The sequence below is a fragment of the Kitasatospora sp. NPDC093679 genome (genome assembly GCF_040683455.1).
Lineage (GTDB): Bacteria > Actinomycetota > Actinomycetes > Streptomycetales > Streptomycetaceae > Kitasatospora > Kitasatospora arboriphila.
Genome location: NZ_JBFBDW010000019.1, coordinates 56,833 through 82,884 on the forward strand (window position 1 = coordinate 56,833; position 26,052 = coordinate 82,884).

Here is a 26,052-nt window from a genome sequence, read left to right on the forward strand (position 1 = left end):
CGAGGTGAACGGCGGCGGTGGCGGTCGACCCGGTCGGGGGGTCGGCCGCCACCGCTCCGTTTCCCGCCCCCGGTCGGGCGCCGCGTGGGGCGGCTACTGCTCCAGGTCGGCCCGCATGGAGGCGAACAGCTTGGCGGCCGAGGCCGGCGAGGACTGCGGGAAGAGCGCGACGGCGGCGGTCGAGGAGTCGGCCCAGCCGCACAGGGCGTCGGCGCCGTACGGCAGGCACTCCAGGCTGCCGCCGAACGGGCCGGGGGCGTAGGGGGTGCCGGTGCCCGGGGTGCCGGTGGAGCCGTTGCCGGCGGCGTAGTCGATCAGGCCGCGCCAGAGGTGCTCGCGGCGCTTGCCGGTGTCCTCGGGGACGTTGTCGACGCCGACGAAGAGGATCCGCCGGCCGGAGGTCTGGCCGGCCCGGTCGTAGTTCTCCACCACGAGGTTCATGCCGTCGCGCATCTCGCCCGGGTCGACGGGGACGTCGCTGATCGTGCCGTCGCCGCTGGACTTGGTGAGGCCGGCGGCGTGCTGGGTGGAGATCACGGTGCGCTTGCCGCCCGAGGGCTTGCCGCCGGCCCTGGCGGTGGCGGAGGTGGCGGCGGGCGCGGGGCTGCTCGGTGCGGCGGTGGTCGCGGCGGCGGTGGGGGTGGCGGCCGGTGCGGCGTCGGTGCCGGCGCCGGCCTCGGGGTCGCAGGCGGTGAGGGCGAGTGCGGCGACCAGGGTGCCGGCGGCGAGGAGGGTGCGGGCGGTGCGTGGTCCGATGCTCGGCACGGTGTCTCCCGGGTGGGTGGAGGGCTCGGGCTGCTCGGCCCGACGCCCGCCGACGCTAGTGGCGCGGGGTGCGCGCCCGCCGGGTCTTGTCCTTCCCACGACCGCTTCGGAACCGGACGGTGACAAGGTGACGGACCGTCGACCACCGGGAACGCCGCGGCGGGCACCGGGTCTCCCGGTGCCCGCCGCGGCGTCGACGGTCGGTCAGGCGCCGATCCGCAGGTCGCGCAGCAGCTTGGCGACGTGGCCGGTGGCCTTGACGTTGTAGAGCGCGTGCTCGACCTTGCCCTCCTCGTCGACGACGACGGTGGAGCGGATCACGCCGACCACGGTCTTGCCGTACAGCTTCTTCTCGCCGTACGCGCCGTACGCCTCCAGCACCGACCTGTCCTCGTCCGCGACCAGGGTGACCCGGAGGTTCTCCTTCTCGCGGAACGTGCCGAGCTTCTCCGGCTTGTCGGGGGAGACGCCGATGACGTCGTAGCCGGCGCCGGCGAAGACCTCCAGGTTGTCGGTGAAGTCGCAGGCCTGGGTGGTGCAGCCGGGGGTGAGGGCGGCCGGGTAGAAGTACACGATCACCTTGCGGCCGAGGTGGTCGGCGAGGGACACCTGGTTGCCGTCGGCGTCGGGCAGGGTGAAGGCGGGGGCGGTGTCGCCCGCCTTGAGGCGCTCGCTCACGGTGGATCTCTCCTCGTGCTGGACGGGTGGTCGTACCCCGGCAAACCTACCCCGCTCGGTGGGTGGCGCTGCGCGGCGCGTGGGGGGAGCTGACAGACTGTGCGTGTCGCACAGGACAGCATCAGTGATTGGGGTGGCTCTCGTGGCCCAGGCGAGCAAGGACAAGTCGGCGCGAACGACGGCCCAGATCGAGGCGGACATCGCGCAGGCCCGTGAGCGGCTCGCGTCGACGCTGGACGAGCTGGCGATGCGGGTGCACCCCGCGACGGTCGCGGCGCAGACCAGGGCGCGGATGCTCGGCGCCGTCGAGCAGAAGGTCGGCCGGGCGTACGTGGCGGCGAGCGGGACGCTGGAGCAGGTCAAGGCCGGTTTCACGGACGAGAAGGGCCGGCCGCGGCCGGAGCGGGTGGTGCCGGCGGCGCTGGTCGGTGTCGGCGTGGTGCTGCTGCTGGCCTCGGCCCGCAAGCGGCGGCGCGGCTGAGGCGGGCCGGTCGGGGCCGGGGCGCTGCGGCGTCCCGGCCCCTTTCCGTGTCCGTTCCGGATGGCGGGCACCTGCGGGCCCGCCGTGCACCTGCGGGCCGTCGGGCGGGTACGGTCGGGTGCGTGAGCAAGAACGACGAGCAGAGCGCGCGGCACGAGGAGCCCCGGCACGACCGGCTGGGGGAGAAGCTGCCGATCAGGATGTTGCACGACCGGGTGCTGGTGAAGGCGGACGCGGGCGAGGGCGAGCGGCGCTCCACCGGCGGCATCCTCATCCCGGCGACGGCGGAGCTGTCCCGGCGCTGCGCCTGGGCCGAGGCGGTGGCGGTCGGCCAGAGCGTGCGGACGGTGGAGCCGGGCGACCGGGTGCTGTACGACCCGGAGGACAAGCTGGAGGTCGAGGTCCGCGGGGCGACGTACGTGCTGCTGCGCGAGCGCGACCTGCACGCGGTGGCGGCCGAGCGGCTGTCTGGCGCGGAGGGGTCGACCGGCCTCTACCTGTGAGCCCCGCGGGCACGCGGGCGACGCCCCGGACCGCGTGTGCGGTCCGGGGCGTCGTGGTGCCGGGCGGGGGCGGTTCAGGGCCGGGGTGCGGGTGGCGGGCCCGGGGCGGGTGCGGGGGCCGCGGCGGGCCGGGCGGCCGCGGGGCGCTTGACGGCGGGCGCCTTGGGCTTGGGCTTCGGTTGCGGCTTCGGCTTCGGCTTGGGTTTGGGCGCGGCGGGGGGCTGGGGGCTGGGCGTGGGCGGTTCGGTGTTGCCGGGGCCGGGTTGCAGGTCGAACTGGCCGACCGGGCTGCCGCCGAGCGCGGCGCCCATGTAGGAGGTCCAGATCCGGGCGGGGAAGGTGCCGCCGTTGACCCGCTCGTAGCCGGCGGTGCCGGCCAGCGACTCCTTGGCGTGGGTCTTCTTGTTCTCGCGGAACAGGCCGACCACCGTGGCGAGTTCGGGGGTGTAGCCGGCGAACCAGGCGGAGCGGTTGTCGTCGGTGGTACCGGTCTTGCCGGCGGCGGGCCGGCCGAGGGCCTGGGCGGTGGCGCCGGTGCCGCGCGGGCCGACGGTGTCGCGCAGGACGTCGGTGACGGCGTCGGCGCTGGTGCGGCTGACGGCGGTGGTGGCGTCGTGGGCGGGCAGCGCGGGCCGGTCGCCGGTGCCCGGGCGTTCCAGGGCGGTGACGGCCCAGGGGCGGAAGGCCTGGCCGTGGTTGGCGAGGGCGGCGTAGACGGCGGCGAGGTCGAGGGCGCTGGGGGTGGCGGTGCCGAGCGTCATCGAGCTGTGGTCGGGGTCCATGCCCTGGAGGCTGTCGGGCAGGCCGAGGCGGATCGCGGTGCGGCGGACGTTGTCGAGTCCGGCGTCGATGCCGAGCTGGGCGTAGACGGAGTTGACCGAGCGCATCATGGCTTCGCGCAGGGTGATCTGGCCGTGGTTCTCGTTGTCCTCGTTGGGCGGGGCGTAGGGGGTGGGGCCGCCGACGACGAGCCGGCCGCTGGTGCCGTCGTACGGGGTCTGGGTGGTGATGGGCTTGCCGTCCTGGGTGGTGCGGTCGCCCTCCAGGGCGGCGGCGAGGTCGATGGGCTTGAAGGTGGAGCCGACCTGGTTGTCCTGGCGGAGGGCGTCGTTGTAGGGCTGGACGGCGTAGTCGGGGCCGCCGTAGGCGGCGACGATGCGACCGGTGCCGGGTTCGACGGAGGCGCCGGCGACGCGGACGTCGGTGTCGGTGCGGGGGCGCTTGACGGGGTCGAGTTCGGCGGTGAGTTCCTGCTTGACGGCGTTGACGAAGGCGTCCTGACGGTTCTTGTCGAAGGTGGTGGTGATCCGCCAGCCGCCGGCCTTGAGGGTGGCGGTGTCGAGGACGCCGGTCTGGGTGAGCCAGTCGTCGGCGATGTCGACGAGGTAGCCGGCCTGCCCTTCGAGGCCGCCCGCGGGCTGCGGGTCGAGGACCTCGGGGAAGGCGGTCGCGGCGCGGGTGGCCTGGTCGAGGAGGCCGAGCGAGACCATGCCGTCGAGGACGTAGTTCCAGCGGGCGACGGCCTTCTCGCGGTTGGCGGGGGAGGCGGTCTTCACGTCGTAGGCGCTGGGGGCCTGCAGCAGGGCGGCGAGGTAGGCGCCCTGGGCGAGGTCGAGGTGGGCGGCGTCGGTGCCGAAGTAGGCGCGGGCGGCGGTCTGGATGCCGTAGGCGCTGCGGCCGAAGTAGCTGGTGTTGAGGTAGCCGGCGAGGATCTCGTCCTTGCTGTCCTGGCGGTCGACCTTGAGCGAGATGAAGAGTTCGCGGGCCTTGCGGCTGAGGGTCTGTTCCTGCGTCAGGTAGTAGTTCTTGACGTACTGCTGGGTGATGGTGGAGCCGCCCTGGAAGGCGCGGCCGCCCTGGCCGAGGTGGCTGACGTTCTGCCAGGCGGCGCGGACCATGCCCTTGAGGTCGATGCCGCGGTTGCGGAAGAAGGTGCGGTCCTCGGCCGAGACGACGGCGTCGCGGACGTGCACGGGGACCTGGTCCAGGGCGACGTCCTCGCGGTTGACGGCGCCGGTGCGGGCGATCTCGGTGATGCCGTCGGCGTAGTAGTACACGTTGCTCTGGGCGAGGGCGTGCGCGTTGGGGTCGGGGACGGGCACGGCCAGGTAGAGCGCGGCGAAGGTGCCGGTGGAGAGCAGCAGTCCGCCGCCGAGCAGGGTCAGCGAGGTCCGCCAGGTGGGGACGGTGCGGCGCCAGCGGGGGAGGCTGCGGCGGTGGTCGCGGCGGGCGCGGCGGCGCAGCCGGCGGCGGTCGCGGCGGGTGCCGGGTGCGCCGGGGGGCGTGCCGGGTCCGTCGGGCCGGTCGTTCTCGCGGTCGGGGCGGCGCGGGCCGGGGGCCCGGCCGGGGGCCGGTGCGGGTGCGGGCCTGGCGGGTGCGTCGGGGGCCGTGGCGGTGCCCCGTTGGGCGGGCGGATCGGCGCGCGTGGCGGTGTCCTGCCCGGGGCGGTGGTGGCCTTTGCCCGCCGGGTTGTTGGCTCGCTGCGCTCGGGTCATGGGGCGATTATGGGCGATTTGACCCGTAATCAGGTGTTTTGGCCGGTCGGCTCGGGCGTGCCGGAATTCGCCTGCGCGGGCTCGCGGCCGACGCTACGGTGAAAGGTGACAACCGCAGACCGCTGAGACACCGCTCAGCTCCGCCCGCCGCTCCGGACCCCCGGGGTGTGCCCGGTCGGAGCGGATCGGGGCTGCCCGCACGCCCGCGTGCGGGCCGTTCGGCGTGCGCCCGCACCGGTCCGTGCGCGACTGCGGGCCGAAAAGTCGACAAGGAGACATCATGGCGATGGCAGTGCAGACCGGACGACGGGAAGGGGGCGGCGCGGCGGTCTACCCCGCGGTGGCCGCCGGCGCCTTCCGCCGCTACGCCACCTACCGCGCCGCGACCCTCGCCGGCACCGTCACCAACACCGTCTTCGGCTTCATCCTCGCCTACACCTTCCTCGCCCTGTGGCAGGCCCGCCCCGGCCTCGGCGGCTACGACACCGCCCAGGCCGTCACCTACATCTGGATCAGCCAGGCGCTGCTCGTCACCGTCGCCGTCTGGGGCGGCGGCTTCCAGGACGACGTCCAGGAACGCCTGCGGACCGGCGACATCGCCGTCGACCTGCACCGCCCGGTCGACTTCCAGGGCTGGTGGCTCGCCACCGACCTCGGCCGCGCCGCCTTCCACCTGCTCGCCCGCGGCACCCTGCCGACCCTCGCCGGCGCCCTCGCCTTCCACCTCCGGCTGCCCGCCTCGCCGCTGGTGTGGGCGGTCTTCCTGGTCTCCGTCGCGCTCGCCGTCACCGTCAGCTTCGGCCTGCGCTTCCTGGTCGTGCTGACCGGCTTCTGGCTGCACGACTCCGACGGGGTGCGGGCCGTCGTGCTGGTCGTCGCGATGTTCCTCTCCGGCATGCTGCTGCCGATCGGGCTCTTCCCCGGCTGGCTCGGCAGCCTCGCCGCCGCCCTGCCCTGGGCCGCGGTGATCCAGACCCCGGTCGACATCCTCGTCCAGCACCGCACCGGCGCCGCCGCGGCCACCGGGATCGCCGGCCAGCTCGCCTGGGCCGTCGTCCTCCTCGCCGCCGGACGGCTCACCCTCGCGCTCGCCGTGCGCAAGGTGGTGGTGCAGGGTGGCTGAGCTCCTCCTCGCCGAGCGCCCGGGCCGCGGGGCCGTCCGCGCCGGGTGGGCGCGCGCCCGCTGGGCCGTCCGCGCCTGGTGGCTGATGGCCGGCATGTGGACGCGGTCCTCGATGTCCTACCGGACCTCCTTCGTCCTCATGCTCCTCGCCAACCTCGCCACCACCTCGCTCGACTTCCTCGTCGTCGTCCTGATGTTCCGCCACACCCGCACCCTCGGCGGCTGGACCCTGCCCGAACTCGGCTTCCTGTACGGCACCTCCGCCTTCGCCCTCGGCACCGCCAACCTCTTCGTCGGCTCCGTCGACGCGCTCGGCAACCGGATCCGCACCGGCACCCTCGACACCATGCTGGTCCGGCCCGCCCCGGCCCTCGCCCAGGTCTGCGCCGAACGCTTCTCGCTGCGCCGCCTCGGCCGGCCCCTCCAGGCCGCCGCCGTCCTCGGCTGGTCGCTCACCGCACTGCCCGTGCACTGGACGGCCGACCGGATCCTGCTCGTCCCGGTGCTGCTGCTCTGCGGCAGCGTCATCTTCGCGAGCATCTTCGTCGCCGGCGCCACCCTGCAGTTCTGGTGGGGCGACGCCGGCGAACTCCAGCACTCCCTCACCTACGGCGGCGCCACCCTGCTCCAGTACCCGCCGACCGTCTTCGCCAAGGAACTCGTCGCCGGCACCGTCTTCGGCGTCCCGCTGGCCTTCGTCAACTGGCTGCCCGCACTGCACGTCCTCGGCCGACCCGACCCGCTCGGCCTGCCCGCCGCCTTCCAGTACGCCTCGCCCGTCGCGGCCGCGCTCTGCGTGCTCGCCGCCGCCCTCACCTGGCGGGCCGGACTGCGCGCCTACCAGGGCGCCGGCAGCTGAACCGGCCCCCGAACCGACCCGGCAGCCGGACCGGCCCGGCCGGGCCCACCACCCCGCCGAGCAGAAGGAGACACCCCATGGCCCTCATCGAACTCGACGACGTCCGCCGCAGCTTCACCGTCCGCACCCGCGCCGGCCGCTTCCGCCGCGCCCGGCGCGAGGTGCACGCCGTCGACGGCCTCAGCTTCACCGTCGGCGCCGGCGAGTGCGTCGGCTACATCGGCCCCAACGGCGCCGGCAAGTCCACCACCGTCAAGATGCTCACCGGCATCCTCGTCCCCAGCTCCGGCCGGCTCCGCGTCGCCGGCGTCGACCCCGCCCGCGACCGCACCGCCCTCGCCCGCCGGATCGGCGTCGTCTTCGGCCAGCGCACCACCCTCTGGTGGGACCTCCCGCTGCGCGACTCCTACGAACTCGCCCGCCGCATCCACCGCATCCCCGACGCCCGCTACCGCGCCAACCTCGACCGCTGCGTCGACCTGCTCGACCTCGGCGCCCTCCTCGACACCCCCGTCCGGCAGCTCTCGCTCGGCCAGCGGATGCGCGGCGACCTCGCCGCCGCCCTGCTCCACGACCCCGAGGTGCTCTACCTCGACGAGCCGACCATCGGCCTCGACGTGGTCAGCAAGGCCAAGGTCCGGGCCTTCCTCAAGGAGGCCCACCGCAACCACGGCACCACCGTGCTGCTCACCACCCACGACCTCGTCGACATCGAGCAGCTCTGCGACCGGGTCATGGTGATCGACCACGGCCGGCTCGTCCACGACGGCGACCTCGACGGCCTGCACGCCGCCGGCGACAGCGAACGGACCCTGGTCGTCGACCTCGCCGAGGCGCGGCCGCCGATCCTGGTGCCGGGCGCCCGCACCGTCCGGGTCGACGGGCCCCGCCAGTGGCTGGCCTTCCCCGCCCGGGAGAGCGCCGCGCCGATCGTCGCCGCGGTCGCCGCCCGCTACCCGCTGGCCGACCTGTCCGTCCGCGAACCCGCCATCGAGGACGTCATCGCCCGGATGTACGCGGGTGCCGTCATCGGCTGAGCCGCCCGGCCCACCGGCCCCGCCGTCCCGGTCGCGCCGCCCGGCCCGGTGTCGTGATCAGGACGGCGGGCGCGGGGCAGACTGTCGGGGTGAGCGTCGAACAGAGAACCGGAACGGCCTCCCGACCTCCCACCGGGGTCAGCTTCACCGAGGCCGACGAGCGCAAGCGCCGCGGCGTACGGCGGATGAAGACCATCGCCACCGGCCTGCTGGCGTTCGCCACCGTCGTCTTCGCCCTGGCCACCTGGGCCTCCGCCGCCGGGGCCGGGGCCTGGGCGGGCTACGTCGCGGCCGCCGCCGAGGCCGGCATGGTCGGCGCGCTCGCCGACTGGTTCGCGGTGACCGCGCTGTTCCGCCGCCCGTTCGGCCTGCCGATCCCGCACACCGCGATCATCCCGACCAAGAAGGACGCCTTCGGCAAGTCGCTCGGCGACTTCGTCGGCGACAACTTCCTCTCCCCCACGGTCGTCCGCGCCCGTCTGGAGGCCATCGGCATCTCCCGCCGGCTCGGCGAGTGGCTGGCCGCCCCCGGCAGCGCCGAACGCGTCACCCGGGAGGCCGCCGCCGCACTGCGCGGCGTCATCGCCGTGCTGCGCGACGAGGACGTGCAGGCGGTCGTCGCCGAGGCCGTCACCCGCCGGGCCGCCGCCACCCCCGTCGCGGAACCGGCCGGCCGGCTGCTTGGCAAGGTCGTCGCCGACGGCGGCCACCACGGCGTGGTCGACCTGGTCAGCGTCCGCGTCCACCACTGGCTCGCCGAGCACCACGAGGACATCGTCGAACGGGTCACCCGCAAGACGCCCGGCTGGACGCCCAAGTTCATCGACCACCAGGTCGGCGAACGCGTCTACAAGGAGCTGATGCGGTTCGTCACCGACATCCGCGACGACCCGCAGCACCCCGCCCGCGGTGCCATCGACAACTTCCTCGCCGACTTCGCCACCGAGCTGCAGCACGACCCCGACACCATCGCCCGGGTCGAGCACGCCAAGGCCGACCTGCTGGAACGGCCCGAGGTGCAGGACCTCATCGCCTCCTCCTGGGCCGCCGTGCGCACCCTCGTCCTCGGCGCCGCGGAGGACGAGCAGAGCGAGCTGCGCCGCCGGCTGCGCGACGCACTGCGCTCGCTCGGCCACCGGCTCGCCACCGACCCGAAGCTGCAGGCCAAGGCCGACGGCTGGCTGCAGGACGCCGCCGAGTACGTCGTCGAGACCTACCGCGAGGAGATCACCGCGCTGATCTCCGACACCGTCGCCGGCTGGGACGCCGACGACGCCTCCCGCAAGATCGAGGCCAACGTCGGCCGCGACCTGCAGTTCATCCGGATCAACGGCACGGTCGTCGGTGCCGCCGCAGGGCTGGTGATCCACACCGTCGCGGTGGCCCTCGGCGGATAGCATGCAGAGTCAGCCGGACCTGTGAAGGAGCGTGTGTGGTGACCGAGGGCAGCAACCCGATCGAGGCGTTCATCGCCGGCATGCCGAAGGCCGAGCTCCACGTGCACCACGTCGGCTCCGCCTCCCCGCGGGTCGTCGCCGAGCTCGCCGCCCGCCACGAGGGCCGCACCAAGGTGCCCGCCGACCCGGCGGCGCTCGCCGAGTACTTCACCTTCACCGACTTCGCGCACTTCATCGAGGTGTACCTGAGCGTCGTCGACCTGATCCGCGACGCCGAGGACGTCCGCGCCCTCACCTACGGCGTCGCCGAGGACATGGCCCGCCAGCACATCCGCTACGCCGAGCTCACCATCACCCCGTACTCCTCGGTGAACCGCGGCATCCCCGACGTCGCCTTCATGGAGGCCATCGAGGACGCCCGCAAGGCCGCCGAGAAGGAGCTCGGCGTCGTGCTGCGCTGGTGCTTCGACATCCCCGGCGAGGCCGGCCTCGCCGCCGCCGAGGAGACCGCCCGGCTCGCCGTCGACCTCGCCCCCGAGGGCCTGGTCAGCTTCGGCCTCGGCGGCCCGGAGATCGGCGTGCCCCGCCCCCAGTTCAAGCCCTACTTCGACCGCGCCCGGGCGGCCGGCCTGCGCAGCGTCCCGCACGCCGGCGAGACCACCGGCCCGCAGACCGTCTGGGACGCCCTGCGCGACCTCGGCGCGGAGCGGATCGGCCACGGCACCCAGGCCGTCCAGGACCGGGTGCTGCTCGACCACCTCGGCGAGCACCGGATCGCGCTGGAGGTCTGCCCGACCTCCAACATCGCCACCCGCGCCGTCGAGCAGATCGAGGAGCACCCGATCAAGCAGATGGTCGACGCCGGACTGCTCGTCACCGTCAACAGCGACGACCCGCCGATGTTCGGCACCGACCTCAACACCGAGTACGCCGTCGCCGCCCGGCTGCTCGACCTCGACGAGGCCGGCGTCGCCGCGCTCGCCAAGAACGCCGTCGAGGCGTCCTTCCTCGACCAGGGCGGCAAGGCCCGGCTCGCCGCCGAGATCGACACCCACCTGGCCGCCTGGCGGCGTTGACCGGGCCCCGCCACGCGTGGCACGACCCCGGTCCGGCGAGAAGCCGGGCCGGGGTCCGGCGTTCCGGGCGGGGGAACGCCGATGGCGGGAACAGGACGCCCGGGCGGGGATGTTGTGAGTGTCCGGTGACAAGTGCGTACCGATGGCCGCCGAGGGTCCGTACCCCCTGACGGCCCGTCCGTGCGGGCCGCTATGTTACGGGTGGGGGTTGCTGCCGCCCGTCGGTGCGCACGACCGACCGGACGGTGACGGACCCCGATTGCCGGGGGCGAGAGAGATGTGGTGGAACGGCGGGCCGCGGCGGGCCGGCCGGACACGGGGGAGGTTTCAACGATGGTGAACGCGGCGGACTCCGGCGGCGGCAGCGGCGGCGGCACGTCCGGCATCTTCTACAACGTCGTGTCGACGGTGACGGCCGCTCAGACCGCGGCCATGGTGGCCCAGTCCCAGGCCCTCGCCGGCCAGGTCGGCGCCCAGGCCGTCAAGGTCGAGGTCGAGAACCTGCAGACCTTCAAGAACAAGGTCGACACGATCCTCAAGGACCTCGACGGCTCGCCCGCGAGCCACGGCGAGGTCTCCCAGCAGCAGCTGCAGTCCTGGCAGCTCGGCCAGAACTTCGGCCAGGCGGGCAGCCTGATGAGCGCCTACGCCACGGTGCACGCCAACCTGGAACAGCTGTCGAAGACGCTCTCCCTGCAGATCGAGGCGATGAGCGCCAGCATCGACATGGCGGCCCGCGGCTACGCCAACGCCGACGAGGAACAGCGCCAGAAGTTCCAGACGATCCTCAACCAGGCGGACCAGCAGACCCAGGTGTCGTCGGCGGCCGGCTACCGGACCGCCGCGGGCGGCGGCACCCAGGCCCAGCCCGCCTCGTACCCGCAGCAGGCCGCCCGGCCGTCCACCGGCACCCAGCAGGGTTCGTACTGATGTCCGCTCCGGCAGCGGAGAGGGGGAGTGAGGCATGACCGAGAAGCGATTCGTCAGGTTCCACCGCGACGGCGACGACTTCGGCGGCTCCAGCCACGAGCAGTTGGTGGCCATGGTCGAGAGCGCCGACCCGGTGGCCGTCATGCAGGTCGGCCAGCGGCTGCTGCTGGCCGCCCAGAAGATGGACGAGATCAGCAACGAGCTGCACGCCCACATGAGCGGCCTCGAGTGGGAGGGCCAGGCGGCCGACAGCTTCAAGACCTGGGGAGGCAACGTCTCCAAGTCCACCATGCAGCTCGCCGACTACTCGCGGAACGCCGGCACCTACATCGCGACCGCCGGCGAGACGCTCGGCGAGGTCAAGCGGAGCATGCCGGACGTGCCGACCTCCGACATGGAGCTCGTCCGCCGGTACGAGGCGCAGCCGAACACCGCGGTCGGCGTCGGCGGTTTCATCGCCGGCGGCATGGCGATGCCCGGCATCGGGAACGTGGTCGGCGGCTGGGCGGCCGACAAGGTCGCCGGCATGGTCGACTCCGACTGGGTCACCCAGGAACAGGCGCAGGCCGCCCAGAAGCGCGTCGACCAGGCGCACCAGGACGCGATCCAGCAGATGGCCAAGCTGGGGCAGTCCTACGACCAGTCGGTCACCCGGCTGAACTCCGCGCAGCCGCCGGAGTTCCCGTCGGTACCGGGTGCCCAGCATCTCGACGACGGCCAGAACGTGACCGTCGGCGGCGGCACCGGTGGCACCGGCGGCACCGGCGGATCGGGCCGGCCGGCACAGATGCCCACGTGGACGCCGCCGTCCGGCCACCAGACGGTGCCCACGACGCCGCCGGTCCACCAGGTGCCGACCGGGCCAGGCCCGGTGCACACCATGCCGTACCCGAACACCGGCCAGGTGCCGAGCACCGGCATCGACCACGCGCCGACGATGCCGACCTCGCCGACCCTGCCCGGCGGTAACCAGCCCGGTGGTGGCAGCACGCTGCCCGGCGGCGGGAACCTCGGTGGCGGCGGTCTGCCCGGCGGCGGTCTCGGAGGCGGTGGCCTCGGTGGCGGCGGTTTGGGCGGCGGCCGCGGCGGTGCCGGTGGCGGCGGTCTGCCCGGCGGTCGCGGCGGCGGTGGCAACACCGTCGGCGCGGGTCGTGCGGGCGGTACGACCGGAGCGGGCGGCACCGGAGCCGGAGCCCGGCCCGGTGGTGGTGCGGCCGGCAGTACCCCGGGGACGGGCCAGGCGGGCCGCGCCGGTGCACCCGGCATGGGTGGCATGCCGCACGCCGGCGGTGCGGGCGGTGCGGGCGCCAAGGGCGGTGCCGGCGGCGGCCGCGCGGGCGGCGGCCTGGTGGGCCGGGCCGGCGGTGCGGTCGGCGGACGCCGCGGGCCCGCGGCCGGCGGCGAGTTCACCCAGGGCGGCACCGGTCTGCGCGGCCGGGCCGAGCGGGGCGCGGACGGCCGCTCCGGCCAGGGCGGCTTCGGCGGCGGCCACGGTGCCGGCGGCGCGGGCCGCAAGGACCGCAACCGCGGGAACCGTCCGGACTACCTCGTCGAGGACGAGGACACCTGGACCTCCGGTTCGGGGCCGGTCAACCCCGGCGTGATTGAGTAGGAATCAGGTCGACTGCCCGGCAGCGGGGCCACGAACCGCCCCGCTGCCGGGCAGGTCCGTGCGTCGGTAGGCGTGCCGGGCCGACGGCGACGGCTGACGAGGGAGAGCAGGATGCGGCGAACGGGCACGGCAGTGCGGGGGCGGCGGTTCGCCGCAGTGATGGCAGCGGCGGCACTGTCCGTCGGGGTGGCGGCCGGTCCGGCCGCCGGCGTGGACTCGATCCGCGCCCAGCAGTGGTACCTGGACGCCATGCACGCCCCGGACATGTGGAAGATCAGTACCGGCCAGGGCATCACCGTCGCGGTGATCGACGGCGGCGTCGACGCCGCGCACCCGGACCTGGCCGGGCAGGTGCTGCCCGGTAAGGACTTCACCGGGGCCGGGAACACCTCGGACTCCGTCGGCCACGGCACCGGCATGGCGAGCATCATCGCCGGCACCGGCAAGGGTCTGGGCGGCAAGGGCGAATACGGCCTGGCACCCGGTGCCAAGATCCTGCCGATCAAGGTCAACGACAACTACGGCGGCAAGGTCGAGGCGGAGAACTCCGACCTGGCGCAGCTGGGCCAGGCGATCGTCTACGCCTCCGACCAGGGCGCGAAGGTCATCAACATGTCGGTGGGCATCCCGGCGTCGAACCTCAAGCCGGTCGACCTGCAGAAGTTCAAGGCCTCGGTGGACCATGCGCTGTCCCGTGGCAGCCTGATCTTCGCCGCGGCGGGCAACAGCGGCAACACCACCAACCAGGTGGAGTACCCGGCGGCCTCCCCCGGCGTGGTCGGCGTGGCCGCCACCGACAAGGACGGCAAGGCGGCCGCGACGTCCGAGCACGGCACGCAGGTTTCCCTGGCGGCGCCCGGTGCCGACATCTACCGTGCCTGCACCGGCCCGTCCGGCTACTGCAAGGGCACGGGCACCTCCGACGCCACGGCCGTGGCCTCCGCCTCCGCCGCGCTCCTGTGGGCCGTGCACCCGGACTGGACCAACAACCAGGTGCTGCGCGTGCTCATCAACACGGCCAGCAACCCGAAGGAGCGCAGCGACTTCATCGGTTTCGGCACGGTGCGCCCGCGGATCGCGCTGAGCGAGCCGGGCGACCCCGGCCCGGCCGGCGAGTTCCCGCTGAAGGCGGCGGCGGCCGCCGACCCGACCCCGGGTGCGGGCACCGGCGGTGCCACCGCGCCGGGGACGGCACCGGCCCCCGCCGGGTCCTCGCAGGCCGCGGCCGCCGCCTCGGACGACGGGTCCGGCACGGACCCGCTCGACCTGGTGCTGATGATCATCGGCGGGCTCTTCGGCTTCGCGGTGCTGCTGGTGATCGTCTTCTTGGTGATCGGCCGGCGGAAGAAGGCCGCCGCGGGCGCGGCCCCGGTGCCGCCGCCCGCGCCGTACGGTGCCCAGCCGCCCCACCAGGCGCCGGGCTTCCCCGCCCAGCAGCCGCCCGCCGGCCCCTACGGGCAGCAGCCGTCGGCCGCCCCGTACGGCCAGCAGCCCCCCGCGCCCGGCGGCTACCCGCCGCCGCAGGGGCAGACCCCGCCGCCTCCGGGCGGCAACCCGTACGCCCGCTGACGGGTGAGGACAGCACGGCCCCGGGGCCGGCCGCGATCCGCGGCCGGCCCCGCGGCGTTCCCCGGGCCCGGGCCGGTCCGCGGGGCGATCGTCGGCCGAGGCGGACGTCAGCCGAGGCGGACGACGCTGCCCGTGGCGGCGGAGGTGCGGGCCGCCTCCAGGACGGTGAGCGCGGCGACGGCGTCCCGCGGGCCCACCGGCGGCGGGGTGCCGTCGGCCAGCGAGGCGGCGATGCCGGCGTAGTAGGCGGGGTAGTCGCCGGGATCGGTGGGGATGCGCTCGGCGCCCTCGTCGGTGCCGAGGGTGCCGTACGCGGCGGGGTCGTCGGCGCCCCACGGGTAGCCGTCGCCGGGCGTGCGGCCCGTCCTGAGGTCGCTCTCCTGCGGGTCCATGCCGAACTTGACGTACCCGGCGCGGTCGCCGAGGACGCGCAGCCGGGGGCCGCCGACCGGGGCGACGGCACTCGTCCACAGGTGGGAGCGGACACCGGAGGCGTGGGTGAGCGCCAGGAAGGCGTCGTCGTCGACCACCGCGCCGTCGCGCCGGGTGTCGATCTCCGCGTACACCGATTCGGCCGGGCCGAAGAGCGTGAGCGCCTGGTCGACGAGGTGGCTGCCCAGGTCGTACAGGGTGCCGCCGACCTCGGCCGGGTCGGCGAGCTCCCGCCACCCCGGCTTGGGCTTCGGCCGGAACCGCTCGAAGCGCGACTCGAAGCGGTGCACCCGGCCGAGCGCACCCTCACCGATCAGCCGGCGGGCCGTCAGGAAGTCGCCGTCCCAGCGGCGGTTCTGGAAGACCGAGAGCAGCACCCCGGCCCGCTCCGCCGCGTCGCAGAGCCGGGCCGCCTCGACGGCCGAGCCCGCGAGCGGCTTGTCGATCACCACCGGCAGGCCGGCGGCGACCGCCGCCTCGGCGAGCGGCACGTGGGTGCGGTTGGGGGAGGCGACGACCACCAGGTCGAGGTCCTCCGCCCGGTCGAACAGGTCGGCCGGGGTGTCGAGCGGCTGCGCCCCGGGATGGGCGCGGTGCAGCCGGTCGCGGCGGTCCGGGTTGGCGGTGACCACCGCGACCAGCTGCAGTCCGGGGGTGGTGGCGATCAGCGGGGCGTGGAAGGCGGAACCGGCCAGGCCGTAGCCGATCAGGCCGACGCGGAACGGGGTGCGGGGCGCGCTGGTCATGCGACCCACTCAACCACGGCCGCGTCGGCCGGCCGGGTCAGCGCGCGTGCGTGCCGCGGGCGCGGTTGCGGCGGCGCAGCACGGCCATCGCGGCGCCGGAGAGCACGAACGCCGTGCCGACGGCGGCGATCAGCCCGGTGGAACGGTCGGTGCCGGTCTGGGCGAGCTGCTGCCCGGCCGGGACGGCGTCCGTGACGGCGGGCGTCCCGGAGGCCGCCGGGGTGCCGGGGGCGGAGGCCGAGGGGGTGCCCTGCCCGGTGCCGACGGGGGAACCGGTCGCCGCGGCGGGTACGGCGACGGGTGCGACGGCGCCCGTGCCGGAGCCGGTGGCCGGGGTGGCGGCGGCGGAGTCGTGGACGTGCGGGGTGCCGCTGCCCGCGGGCGGGACGGGGGCCGTGCCGGCGGTCTTGCCGCTGCCGTCGAAGACCACGTCGGAACAGGAGTAGAACGCCTCCGGGCTGTCCGAACGCTGCCAGATCGCGTACACCAGCTGGCGCCCCTTCAGCCCCGCCGGGATCCGACCGGGCAGCACGTACTGGCCGTCGACCAGCTGCGGGTCGGTGACCGTCAGGAACGGGGTGGACTGCAGGTTCGACCAGGCGAGCGGCTTGGCCGGGTCGTACGTGCCGTTGGTGACGTACAGCCGGAAGGTGCCGCGGTGCGGCGCGGTGGCGCGGTACCGGAAGGTGAACGGCGAGCCGGCCGTCAGGTTGGTGGCAGGCCAGTCCGCGCGGGGCAGGTCCAGGCCGGCGAACTCCGCGTTGTTGGCGCTGCACAGCTTGCCGTCCGGGATCAGCTGCTGGTGGCGGCCGTTGGCGTCACCGATCCGCACACCGTTCCAGTCGTACATCGCCTGGGTGCCGCCGCGGGCGATCGCCGCCGCGCAGGCCGCGGACTTCGGGTGCTCCGGGCCCTCCAGGTAGCAGCCCTCGACCCGGCTCAGCGGGTTCTGCATCGAGCCGTGCGCGGCGGCCGTGCCGGTGCCGAGCGTGCCGGACAGGGCCAGGCCGGCGAGGGTGCAGGCGAGGACGGTGACCCGGCGGCGGGCGGAGGGACGAGCGGACATGGCGGCGCTCCAGGATCGAGGGTCGGGGACGCTGTGCCAGCACGCTAACCACTGCCGATGGCCGGATTGACGGGTGATCAGTGCTGTTATGGGGTCTTTAAGGCGTTCTTGAGGCGGCGGGCCCCGGGTCCTGCGGCTGGCCGGCAGGTGCCGTACCGGAGTCCGGCGGGCCCGGCGCGGGCCGGGGCGGGCCAGGAACGGGCCGGAGCGGGCCGCAGCCGAGTCCGCTGGTCGGGACGTCCTCCCGCCGGGCAGGTGTGCGGATTAGGCTGGGCGTGTTGGGGCAGCCAGTAGGACCCCCACACGTCGCGGAGGGCCCGCAGCGGGCACCGGGCGGAGGGGTGCAGTTCCGTACGACCACCGCACGACCTCGGGAGACACGCACGTGGCAGACCGCAAGCCCATCGAGTCCTGGCTGACCGACATGGACGGCGTCCTCATCCATGAGGGCACGCCGATCCCCGGCGCGGAGGAGTTCCTCCGCCGCCTGCGGGAGTCCGGCAAGCCGTTCCTGGTGCTCACCAACAACTCGATCTACACCCCGCGCGACCTCAGCGCCCGCCTCGCCGGCATGGGCCTGGAGGTGCCGGAGGAATGCATCTGGACCTCCGCCCTCGCCACCGCCAAGTTCCTCAAGAGCCAGCGGCCCGGCGGCACCGCGTACGTCATCGGCGAGGCCGGCCTCACCACCGCGCTCTACCAGGCCGGCTACGTGCTGACCGACAAGGACCCGGACTACGTGGTGCTCGGCGAGACCCGCACCTACAGCTTCGAGGCGCTCACCAAGGCGATCCGCCTGATCAACGGCGGCGCCCGCTTCATCTGCACCAACCCCGACGAGACCGGCCCGTCCACCGAGGGCGTGCTCCCGGCCACCGGCTCCGTCGCCGCCCTCATCACCAAGGCCACCGGCGTCGAGCCCTACTTCGTCGGCAAGCCCAACCCGCTGATGATGCGTGAGGCGCTCAACACCGCCGGGGCGCACTCGGAGACCGCCGCGATGATCGGCGACCGGATGGACACCGACGTGGTCTCCGGCATGGAGGCCGGCATGGAGACGATCCTCGTCCTGACCGGCCTCACCTCGCCGGCCGACGTCGAACGCTTCCCGTACCGGCCGACGCGCGTCGTGAAGTCGATCGCCGACCTGATCGACGAGATCTGACCGTCAGGGACAGTCGCAGCGCCCCTACCAGCGGTTTTCCGCCGGTAGGGGCGCTGTGTTTGCTCGCTGGGCCGTTTGTGGGCCGTCAGCGGTCCGAGTCCTGGGTGCGTCAGCGACGCTCCGGTGCGGTGATGCGGCGTCACCATCCCTTGGTCCGGCCCTACTGCTCCTGGACCGGTGCACCGTGCACGAAGGCGCTGTGCCATGATCCTCGCGCCGGTCCGCCGCGACCGGCCACTGTGCTCCTCACGGAAGACCCGAGGCACCCCATGTCACAACGCCGTCTCCCCCTGCACGCTCGCGCCGCAGCGGTCGTCACCGCCGTGACCGCCGCAGCCCTGGGCGGCCTCGTCCTGCCCGCCCACGCCGACACCGTGACGGCCATCGAGAACGACCTCAACGGCGACGGTTACACCGACCTCGTCGTGGTCGGCAACCAAGCCTCGCTCGACGCCGGTCTCTGGCTGACCGACGGTGCAGCGGGCGGAAACCTCACCGGCACCGCGACCGACATCGGAGTCAACGGCCTGGGCGCGAGCGGCAGCAGCCCCGCCGACTACAACGACCGCCAGGCGATCGTCGGGCACTTCCGCACCGGTGCCGGCCCCAACGACGTCCTGATCTACAACCCGGCCACCGGATCCGGCACGGTGATCTACGGCACCGGAGACGGATCTCCTCTGAACCCGCTGAGCGGCATCGGCGTCCCCTCGGTCGCATTCACGTCGCCCGTCACCGGCGCACTGCCCACGTTCATAGCCAATGCCGGCCAGCTGTACACCACCGCCGCCCAGGGCGAGCCGAACCCCCTCCCGTCGCTACTGAGCGTCCTCGACGGTGCGCTGTGGCTGCAGCCCACCGCCGCGGCGCCCGGTGCATTCTTCCCGCCCGAGCTGGTCCTCACCGAGACCAACCCCACCGGCAGCGGCACCTGGAGCGGCTGGAGCATCACGACCGCACTCGTCGACAACATGCCGGCGCTCTTCGCCCGCTCCGAGACGGGTGGCCAGCTGTACTACTACAGCCCCGCGGCCCTGCTCGACATGACCCTCGGCACCCCCGCCACACCGGTCCTTGTCGCGGCCGAAGGCTGGGACGCCGCGGCGAAGCCGCTCGTCCAGGCCGCCGACGTCGACCAGGACGGCACCGTGGACCTCCGCGCCGTCGACGCCTCCGGCAACGCCACCACCTACCGCTTCGACGGGACGGCCCTCACCGCCCTGGGCACCCACAACCTGCTCACCGGTGCCGACACCGTCCCCGGCGGCACCCCGACGGCCACTCCCACGCCGACGGCGACTCCCACCTCGACTCCGACCGGCCCCAAGCGCCACCCGCACCCGACGAAGTCGCACCAGTACTGACGGCCCATCGGTCCTGCGGTTAGTTACGGCCGAGGCAATAGAGCATAGGCCGTCGGCTCCGTTCTGACCGTCAGAAATCCTCACAGCGCCTACCAGTGGGTTTTCCACTGGTAGGCGCTGTGCTTGCCATCTGGCTCTCTGCGGGACGTCAGCGGCCAGAGCCGTGGCCGAACACCGCGTCCACGGCCTTCCGGGCGTGCTCCCGGCTGCTCGGCGTCAGGCGGGTGTAGATCCTTGGCGTCAACCCGGGGTCCGCGTGACCCAGGGGATGCCCCCGTGCCCAAGCCCGGAGAACAGGCAATCCGGCAGGATGTACCTCATGACAGCAGAGCAGGGGCCCCGCGCCAGCTACACCGTGACCACGCACTCTGACGGCGTCTCGCGCGTGTTCGGCTGGGAAGAGAACGCGCAGATCAGCGTTCGGAAGGCCGGCGCCGAGGTCGTCGTCGCAGCTAACGCCACCGGGCTTCGAACCCTCGCTCGCCATCTCCTGACGCTTGCCGAGGGCGGTACGCCGGACGGTAGCCACCTGCACCTCGAAGACGGCAACGGGCTCGAGGCAGGTTCGGTTGGCTTGATCCTGGAGCGGGACGACGAGTAGTGCCCGTCTGACCTGAAGGCCGCGCCCCGCCTGGCTGTGCCAGCCCCTGTCTGACTAGGCCCCCGGGGAGAGAGGGTATGGACTCACCACTTGTATGGGCCGTGCTGATCATCATTGGCCTCGTCGCGGCCGGACCGCTCGTTGTGATCGGATCCGCCTGCGTGTTCCTGGTCAATCACTGGCGGAACCGCCGGTACTCATGGAGGTCCGGCCGGGCCGTCTGCGGGCCGTCTGCGGCCCGTCCGAGGCTGGCCAAAGCTGACGGCCAGTAGCCAACGGCAACTGTTCCGCTGCTGGTCACCGACGTGTCGCGGGGCAACAGCACAGCCTGGTTCGGTCGGAGGCCAGACTGACGAGATCTATACCGGGTCCGGACCGGATCCGGACGGTGCGCCGCCGCCGCGGGGCCTGCCTTCTCGGGCCGGTGCCGTGGCGGTGGCGCCGTTCGAGCCCGAGGGGGAGCAGTGGAACGGGCAACGGAAGTGGGAAGACCCCGGACGGAACCGGGGGAGGGGACCGCGCACGCGGCGGGGACGCCGGGCGGGGCGCAGCCGCCGGGCGGGGTGGACGAGAAGCGGGTGACCTGGGCGGAGCTCTACTTCGACCTGGTCTTCGTCTTCGCGGTGACCCAGGTGTCCCAGTTGCTGCACCACCACCACGACTGGGCGGGGACGGGCCGGGCGCTGGTGGCCTTCGCACCGGTCTACTGGTGCTGGGTCGGGACGACCGTGCAGGCCAACGTCCGTGACGTCGACACCCCGCGCGACCGGATCGGGATCTTCGGCGTGGGCCTCTGCGGCCTGTTCATGGCCCTCGCCCTGCCCGGCGCGTACGGCGCCCGGGGCCTGCTCTTCGGTGCGGGCTACTGGGCCGCCCGGCTGGTGCTGCTGTGGCTGGTCCGCGGCATCCGCCGCGTCTGGCTCGGCCCGTACGGCGTCGGGGGCGCCGTCAGCGGCCCGCTGATGCTCCTCGGCGGTATGACGGACGGCCCCGCCCGGACCGTCCTGTGGGCCGCGGGTGCGGCCTGCGACCTGGCCGCGCCGCTGGTCTTCCGCCGCCGCCTGGCCGCCGTGACCTACCACCCGGGCCACCTGCCGGAGCGGTTCGGGCTGTTCCTGCTCGTGGCGCTCGGCGAGTCCATCGTGGGCATCGGCGGACCGGTCGCGGGCTCGGACCTGCACACCGGCCAACTGCTGTCGGTGGCCGTAGCGTTCGCCATCTCCTGCGCCCTGTGGTGGCTCTACTTCGGCTTCGCGTCCGACGCCATGCGGTTCGCCGTCGAGACGGCCGCCTCCCGCCGCGACATGATCCGCCGGGTGTTCTCGTACGGCCACCTGCTGCTGATCGCCGGTGTCATCGCGGTGGCGGTGGGCTTCGGCGAGACCGTCGCCGAACCGGGCCACGCCCTGGGCCTCGGCACCGTCGCGCTGCTGTACGGCGGCTGCGTGCTCTACCTGCTCTCCTTCAGCTACACGCGGTGGATGATGTTCGGCAAGGTCTCGCCGACCCGGCTGGGGGCCGCCGGCCTGGTCCTCGTCCTACTGCCGCTCATGCCGCACCTGCCGGCCCTCACGGCGCTGACCGCGCTGGCCGTCGTGCTCGTCGGGCTCAACGCGGTCGAGCACGTGCGGGTCCGCCGGGACCGTGCCCGGGCCGACGCGGAGACCGGGGCGGAGCCCGAGGCGGCCCTCCAGGTCTGAGAGCGCTGCGAGCGCTTAGCACCCCCGGGCGGGACCGGTGCGGATTCCCGGGGGATCCGGCGGGGAGGCGGGTGGGCGGAGCGGGCTGTCGGTAGGGGTGTGTAGCGTTCAGGTTCGTAGGAAGTCGTACGTCGGAGGCGACCGCTGCGCAGTGCGGCGCGGTCGGTGGGAGGTTTGTCGTGACGGATCTGGCTGAGACGGCCGCGGGCGCCGGTTTCGAGCTGCCCGAGTCCTGGCAGGACGTGCTCGCGGACGAGGTCGGCAAGCCGTACTTCGCCCAGCTGGCCGCCTTCGTGGCCGGCGAGCGCGCCGAGCACCAGGTCTTCCCGCCGAGCGGGCAGGAGTTCGCCGCGCTGGAGGCGACCCCGTACGACAAGGTCCGCGTGCTGGTCCTCGGTCAGGACCCGTACCACGACGACGGCCAGGCCCACGGCATGAGCTTCTCCGTCCTGCCGGGCACCAAGACCCCGCCGTCGCTGCGGAACATCTTCAAGGAGCTGGAAGCCGACCTCGGCATCCCCGCCCCCGACAACGGCTACCTGATGCACTGGGCCGAGCAGGGCGTCCTGCTGCTCAACGCGGTGCTGACGGTGCGGGCGCACGAGGCCAACTCGCACAAGGCCAAGGGCTGGGAGAAGTTCACCGACGCGGTGATCAAGGCCGTCAGCGAGCGCGAGGAGCCCTGCGTCTTCGTGCTGTGGGGCAACTACGCGAAGAAGAAGCTGCCGCTGATCGACACCGACCGCCACGTCGTCGTGCAGGGCGCCCACCCGTCGCCGCTCTCCGCGAAGCTGTTCTTCGGCAGCAAGCCGTTCTCGCAGATCGACGCCGCCCTGGAGGGCTTCGGCGCCGAGCCGATCGACTGGAAGATCCCGAACCTGAACGACTGATCGGGTACGGAAAGGCCGGCCGCGCGCTGTGAGGGCAGCGAGCGACCGGCCTTCCCCGTCTTCGGGGGCTCAGGCCGAGAGTCCGGCCGAAAGCGCGGGGGAGAGGCCCAGCGGGGGCTCGGTGGCGGCGCGGACCTCCTCGACCGTGCGGCCCGGGGCCACCTCCACCAGCAGGAGGCCGTCCGGGGTGACGTCGAGGACGGCGAGGTCGGTGACGATCCGGTGCACCACGCCGCGGCCGGTGGCCGGGAGCGACAGCTCGTCGACGATCTTCGGTGAACCGTCCTTGGCGGTGTGCTCCATCACCACGATCAGCCGGCGCGCGCCGTGCACGAGGTCCATGGCGCCGCCCATGCCCTTGACCATCTTGCCGGGGATCATCCAGTTCGCGAGGTCGCCCGAGGCGGACACCTGCATCGCGCCGAGCACGGACACGTCGATCCGGCCCGCCCGGATCATGCCGAACGAGAACGCCGAGTCGAAGTACGAGGCGCCGGCCTCGACCGTCACCGTCTCCTTGCCCGCGTTGATCAGATCCGGGTGCTCGGTGCCCTCCTGCGGGTACGGCCCCACCCCGAGGATCCCGTTCTCCGAGTGCAGCACGACGTGCACACCGGGCGGAAGGTGATTGGGGATCAGGGTCGGCAGGCCGATTCCGAGGTTCACGTACTGGCCGTCGCGCAGTTCCCGGGCGGCCCGGGCGGCCAGCACGTCCCGGGGGTCGAGGGCGGTGGTGGCCGTGGCCGTCGCGGTGGGGGCCGTGGACGTTTCGGTGGCGGGCATCTCAGACCTCCTGGGGGATCGGACGGACGGTGCGGCGCTCGATGCGGCGGTCCGCGGGGTCGGCGGCGACGACCCGGTCGACGTAGACACCGGGCAGGTGCACCGCGTCCGGCGGGAGCTCGCCCGGCTCGACGACCAGGTCGGCCTCGACCACCGTGACCCGCCCGGCGGTGGCGCACAGCGGATTGAAGTTGCGGGCGGCCGCGTGGAAGACGCAGTTGCCGTGCCGGTCGGCCACCTCGGCCCTGACCAGCGCGAAGTCCGCCGTGATGGCCTCCTCCAGCAGGTAGCGTCGCCCCCCGAACTCGCGGACCTCCTTCGCCGGTGAGGCGACCGCCACCGAGCCGTCGGCGGCGTACCGCCAGGGCAGACCCCCCTCCTCGACCTGCGTCCCCGCGCCCGCCGGGGTGTAGAAGGCGGGGATGCCGGCACCCCCGGCGCGCAGCCGCTCGGCCAGCGTGCCCTGCGGAGTCAGCTCGACCTCAAGCTCCCCGCTCAGGTACTGCCGGGCGAACTCCTTGTTCTCGCCGACGTACGAGGACGTCATCCGGGCGATCCGGCCCGCACGCAGCAGCAGGCCGAGGCCCCAGTCGTCGACGCCGCAGTTGTTGGAGACGACGCGCAGCCCGGACGTGCCCGCCGCCGCGAGTGCGCCCAGCAGGGTGCTCGGGATGCCGCAGAGACCGAATCCGCCGACGGCGAGGATCGCTCCGTCGGGGATGTCCTCGACGGCACGGTCGGGGGAGACAAGGACCTTGTCCAAGGGGTCACCTCACTGAGGGCGGGGGTGGGGGTTGCCGGCGGCTCTCCGATCCGAGGACCGGGCGGAGCAGCGGGTGGTGGGCCCGGCCCCGGCCCGGGCGGTGGGCCGCGCCGGGGGCCGGCGCAGCGCTGGGCGGCGGGCCGGGTCGGGGGCCGGTGGTGGGCCGCGGCGGGACGGGCGGGAGCGTTCGGGTGCCCGGGACCGGGGACCGTGGCGGGGTGCCGGGCCGGGCGCAGCGCTGACGGTGATCAGGCGTGGTCGGCGGGCCGGTCGGGGCCGGTCGGGCTCCTCCACCCTCGCTGCGGGGCCCGGCCGGATCCATGGCGGCGCCCGACATTCGGTGCGCCCCGGCCATGGGGCCGTGCCACACGGATCGCCCTGCGGAGCTCCGACATGGCTGAGGGGCACACAGCCGGGGCGGTCGGTGCGTCGTCCGGCCATATGTCCCCGGGCCTGCCGCACTCCTACGGTTCCGGCATCCACCCCCGCAGCGATCCCCAGGAGCCGGCCGCCATGCGCCACACAGCACTTCCCCGCGTCAGATCCATCGGTGCGGCCCGGGCCGCGTCCACGGCCGCCCCGGCCCCGGGAGCCGCCCGCAGCACCGCGGCCACCGGCGGCGGTGCCGCGGGCGGTTCGCGGCACGTCGGGCGGCGGATCGCCGTCCTGGCGGCCTGCGGCGTGCTGGCGGTCGGCTGCGCCGAGGCCGGTACGGCGGGGACGGACTCCGCAAGCGGGAACGGCGGGGCTTCGAGCCCGGTCAAGGTCGGCCTGCTCTACTCCAAGACCGGCCCGCTCGCCGCGTACGGCAAGCAGTACCTGGAGGGCTTCAAGGCAGGGCTCGACTACGCGACCAAGGGCACCGGCACGGTGGACGGGCACCCGATCGAGTTCGTCGAGCAGGACGACGCCGGCGACCCCGCCAAGGCGGTGTCCGGCGCCAAGGAGCTGATCGGCAAGGGCTACAAGATCCTCGCCGGCTCCACCGCCTCCGGGGTGGCCCTGCAGGTGGCGCCCTTCGCCGCGCAGAACAAGGTGCTCTTCATCAGCGGACCGGCCGCCGCCGACAAGGTCACCGCGCTCAACAAGTACACCTTCCGTTCGGGCCGCCAGTCCTACCAGGACACCCTGACCGCGGCCTCGTTCGTGGGCGACGCCAAGGGCAAGAAGGTGACGGTGCTGGCCCAGGACAGTGCCTTCGGACAGGCCAACGTGGCCGCCGTCAAGGCCGTCCTCGGCAAGGAGGGCGCCACGGTCGACGCCGTCTTCGCCCCGCCCAGCGCGACCGACCTGACGCCGTTCGCGACCCAGGCCAAGGCCGCCAAGCCCGACCTGCTGTTCGTGGCCTGGGCCGGCGAGACCGCCTCCGCCCTGTGGACCTCACTCAACCAGCAGGACGTCTTCTCCTCCACCCGGGTGGTCACCGGCCTGGACCTCGCTGCCTCGTACCCGCTGTTCGGCCCGGCGGGCGAGAAGATCTCCTTCCTCAACCACTACTTCGCCGGTGCGGCCGGGACGGACATCGAGAAGGCGATGACCGAGGCCGTTGCCAAGGGCGGCGGCAAGCCGGACATCTTCACCCCCGACGGCTTCACCGCCGCCCAGATGGTGGTGCACGCGGTCGAGGCCAACAAGGGCTCCGCCGACGACACCGCCGCCCTGGTGAAGGCCCTGGAGGGGTGGAGCTTCGACGGCGTGAAGGGCCACCTCACCGTCCGCGCCGAGGACCACGCGCTGCTGCAGCCGATGTTCCAGGTCCGGCTGACCGGCAGCGGTGCCGCTGCCAAGCCCACCGTGGAGAAGGTCCTGCCCGCCGAGCAGGTGGCGCCGCCCGTCCTCGCCATGGTCGGCTGATCGTGGAGCAGCCATCCGCATCGGGGCCCGGCGCGGGGCCGTCCGGCGCCGCAGCCGGCCTGCCCGGGGAGACAGCCCTCCCCGGGCAGGCGGTCCTGCGCGGGCAGGCAGCCCACTCCGGGCAGGCGGGTGTCCCGCGGCCGGTGGGCGGGAGCACGGCCGC

The 26,052-nt window shown here is 73.8% G+C and carries 23 protein-coding genes and 1 pseudogene; 16 read left to right on the top strand and 8 right to left on the bottom strand.

The genetic code is table 11. The annotated features are described in order from the left end of the window. Positions 1-93: 93 nt before the first annotated feature. Positions 94-765, bottom strand: coding sequence for a hypothetical protein (locus AB0O09_RS18030; RefSeq protein ID WP_363542612.1), 672 nt, complete (start codon positions 763-765; stop codon positions 94-96). Between the two features lie 204 nt (positions 766-969). Further along, positions 970-1,443 carry a thioredoxin-dependent thiol peroxidase gene (bcp, locus tag AB0O09_RS18035; RefSeq protein ID WP_363542613.1) on the bottom strand — a complete coding sequence of 158 codons (474 nt, stop codon included), beginning with the start codon at positions 1,441-1,443 and terminating at the stop codon, positions 970-972. Between the two features lie 142 nt (positions 1,444-1,585). Here bcp and AB0O09_RS18040 point away from each other — a divergent pair, with 142 nt between their 5' ends. After that, positions 1,586-1,924, top strand: coding sequence for a DUF3618 domain-containing protein (locus AB0O09_RS18040; RefSeq protein WP_363542688.1), 339 nt, complete (start codon positions 1,586-1,588; stop codon positions 1,922-1,924). Between the two features lie 200 nt (positions 1,925-2,124). Continuing rightward, on the top strand, positions 2,125-2,427 hold the full coding sequence (locus tag AB0O09_RS18045; protein WP_363542689.1) for a co-chaperone GroES: 303 nt from the start codon (positions 2,125-2,127) through the stop codon (positions 2,425-2,427). 74 nt (positions 2,428-2,501) lie between these two features. Here AB0O09_RS18045 and AB0O09_RS18050 read toward each other — a convergent pair whose 3' ends face one another. Continuing rightward, entirely contained in the window at positions 2,502-4,922 is a 2,421-nt protein-coding gene (locus tag AB0O09_RS18050; RefSeq protein WP_363542614.1) for a transglycosylase domain-containing protein, read from the bottom strand. 280 nt (positions 4,923-5,202) lie between these two features. On the opposite strand from AB0O09_RS18050, the gene AB0O09_RS18055 reads away from it, so the two are divergent. The 8 genes from AB0O09_RS18055 to mycP all read left to right on the top strand — a co-directional run bounded on the left by AB0O09_RS18055 (position 5,203) and on the right by mycP (position 14,525). Next, positions 5,203-6,045 carry an ABC-2 family transporter protein gene (locus AB0O09_RS18055; RefSeq protein ID WP_363542615.1) on the top strand — a complete coding sequence of 281 codons (843 nt, stop codon included), beginning with the start codon at positions 5,203-5,205 and terminating at the stop codon, positions 6,043-6,045. 85 nt (positions 6,046-6,130) lie between these two features. Further along, complete coding sequence (locus tag AB0O09_RS18060; protein ID WP_363542690.1) at positions 6,131-6,904, top strand: ABC transporter permease; 774 nt, start codon at positions 6,131-6,133, stop codon at positions 6,902-6,904. 77 nt (positions 6,905-6,981) lie between these two features. Further along, complete coding sequence (locus AB0O09_RS18065) at positions 6,982-7,941, top strand: ATP-binding cassette domain-containing protein (protein ID WP_344626786.1); 960 nt, start codon at positions 6,982-6,984, stop codon at positions 7,939-7,941. Positions 7,942-8,030: 89 nt separating this feature from the next. Then, positions 8,031-9,338 (top strand): DUF445 domain-containing protein, encoded by a 1,308-nt coding sequence (locus AB0O09_RS18070; protein ID WP_363542616.1) that lies wholly within the window; start codon positions 8,031-8,033, stop codon positions 9,336-9,338. Positions 9,339-9,376: 38 nt separating this feature from the next. Further along, positions 9,377-10,414, top strand: coding sequence for an adenosine deaminase (locus tag AB0O09_RS18075; protein WP_363542617.1), 1,038 nt, complete (start codon positions 9,377-9,379; stop codon positions 10,412-10,414). 333 nt (positions 10,415-10,747) lie between these two features. Then, positions 10,748-11,344 carry a hypothetical protein gene (locus AB0O09_RS18080; protein ID WP_363542618.1) on the top strand — a complete coding sequence of 199 codons (597 nt, stop codon included), beginning with the start codon at positions 10,748-10,750 and terminating at the stop codon, positions 11,342-11,344. 34 nt (positions 11,345-11,378) lie between these two features. Continuing rightward, entirely contained in the window at positions 11,379-12,956 is a 1,578-nt protein-coding gene (locus AB0O09_RS18085) for a hypothetical protein (RefSeq protein ID WP_363542619.1), read from the top strand. Positions 12,957-13,115: 159 nt separating this feature from the next. Beyond that, the gene (gene mycP, locus AB0O09_RS18090) at positions 13,116-14,525 is read left to right on the top strand and encodes a type VII secretion-associated serine protease mycosin (protein ID WP_363542620.1); all 1,410 of its coding nucleotides are present in this window, start codon (positions 13,116-13,118) and stop codon (positions 14,523-14,525) included. A 107-nt stretch (positions 14,526-14,632) separates the two neighbouring features. On the opposite strand, the gene AB0O09_RS18095 is transcribed toward mycP, so the two are convergent. Beyond that, positions 14,633-15,703 (bottom strand): Gfo/Idh/MocA family oxidoreductase, encoded by a 1,071-nt coding sequence (locus AB0O09_RS18095; RefSeq protein WP_363542621.1) that lies wholly within the window; start codon positions 15,701-15,703, stop codon positions 14,633-14,635. 37 nt (positions 15,704-15,740) lie between these two features. Continuing rightward, positions 15,741-16,769 (bottom strand): lytic polysaccharide monooxygenase, encoded by a 1,029-nt coding sequence (locus AB0O09_RS18100; protein WP_363542622.1) that lies wholly within the window; start codon positions 16,767-16,769, stop codon positions 15,741-15,743. A gap of 385 nt (positions 16,770-17,154) precedes the next feature. On the opposite strand from AB0O09_RS18100, the gene AB0O09_RS18105 reads away from it, so the two are divergent. Next, entirely contained in the window at positions 17,155-17,934 is a 780-nt protein-coding gene (locus AB0O09_RS18105; protein WP_030275764.1) for an HAD-IIA family hydrolase, read from the top strand. Positions 17,935-18,257: 323 nt separating this feature from the next. Further along, positions 18,258-19,298: a VCBS repeat-containing protein gene (locus tag AB0O09_RS18110; RefSeq protein WP_363542623.1), complete on the top strand. Its 1,041-nt coding sequence runs from the start codon at positions 18,258-18,260 to the stop codon at positions 19,296-19,298. A gap of 148 nt (positions 19,299-19,446) precedes the next feature. Here the strand turns inward: AB0O09_RS18110 and AB0O09_RS18115 are convergent. Further along, positions 19,447-19,563: pseudogene (locus tag AB0O09_RS18115) on the bottom strand (integrase); the annotation flags it as partial. A gap of 54 nt (positions 19,564-19,617) precedes the next feature. On the opposite strand from AB0O09_RS18115, the gene AB0O09_RS18120 reads away from it, so the two are divergent. The 3 genes from AB0O09_RS18120 (at position 19,618) to AB0O09_RS18130 (ending at position 22,489) form a co-directional block, all read left to right on the top strand. Then, entirely contained in the window at positions 19,618-19,899 is a 282-nt protein-coding gene (locus AB0O09_RS18120) for a hypothetical protein (RefSeq protein ID WP_363542624.1), read from the top strand. Positions 19,900-20,477: 578 nt separating this feature from the next. Further along, the gene (locus AB0O09_RS18125) at positions 20,478-21,599 is read left to right on the top strand and encodes a low temperature requirement protein A (RefSeq protein ID WP_363542625.1); all 1,122 of its coding nucleotides are present in this window, start codon (positions 20,478-20,480) and stop codon (positions 21,597-21,599) included. 179 nt (positions 21,600-21,778) lie between these two features. After that, positions 21,779-22,489 carry a uracil-DNA glycosylase gene (locus AB0O09_RS18130; protein ID WP_363542626.1) on the top strand — a complete coding sequence of 237 codons (711 nt, stop codon included), beginning with the start codon at positions 21,779-21,781 and terminating at the stop codon, positions 22,487-22,489. Between the two features lie 69 nt (positions 22,490-22,558). Here AB0O09_RS18130 and AB0O09_RS18135 read toward each other — a convergent pair whose 3' ends face one another. Both AB0O09_RS18135 and AB0O09_RS18140 read right to left on the bottom strand, forming a co-directional pair. Then, entirely contained in the window at positions 22,559-23,272 is a 714-nt protein-coding gene (locus tag AB0O09_RS18135) for a CoA transferase subunit B (protein ID WP_363542627.1), read from the bottom strand. 1 nt (position 23,273) lies between these two features. Continuing rightward, complete coding sequence (locus AB0O09_RS18140; protein ID WP_363542628.1) at positions 23,274-24,035, bottom strand: CoA transferase subunit A; 762 nt, start codon at positions 24,033-24,035, stop codon at positions 23,274-23,276. A 513-nt stretch (positions 24,036-24,548) separates the two neighbouring features. On the opposite strand from AB0O09_RS18140, the gene AB0O09_RS18145 reads away from it, so the two are divergent. Then, positions 24,549-25,889, top strand: a complete 1,341-nt coding sequence (locus tag AB0O09_RS18145) for a substrate-binding domain-containing protein (protein ID WP_363542629.1) — start codon at positions 24,549-24,551, stop codon at positions 25,887-25,889. Positions 25,890-26,052: the final 163 nt, after the last annotated feature.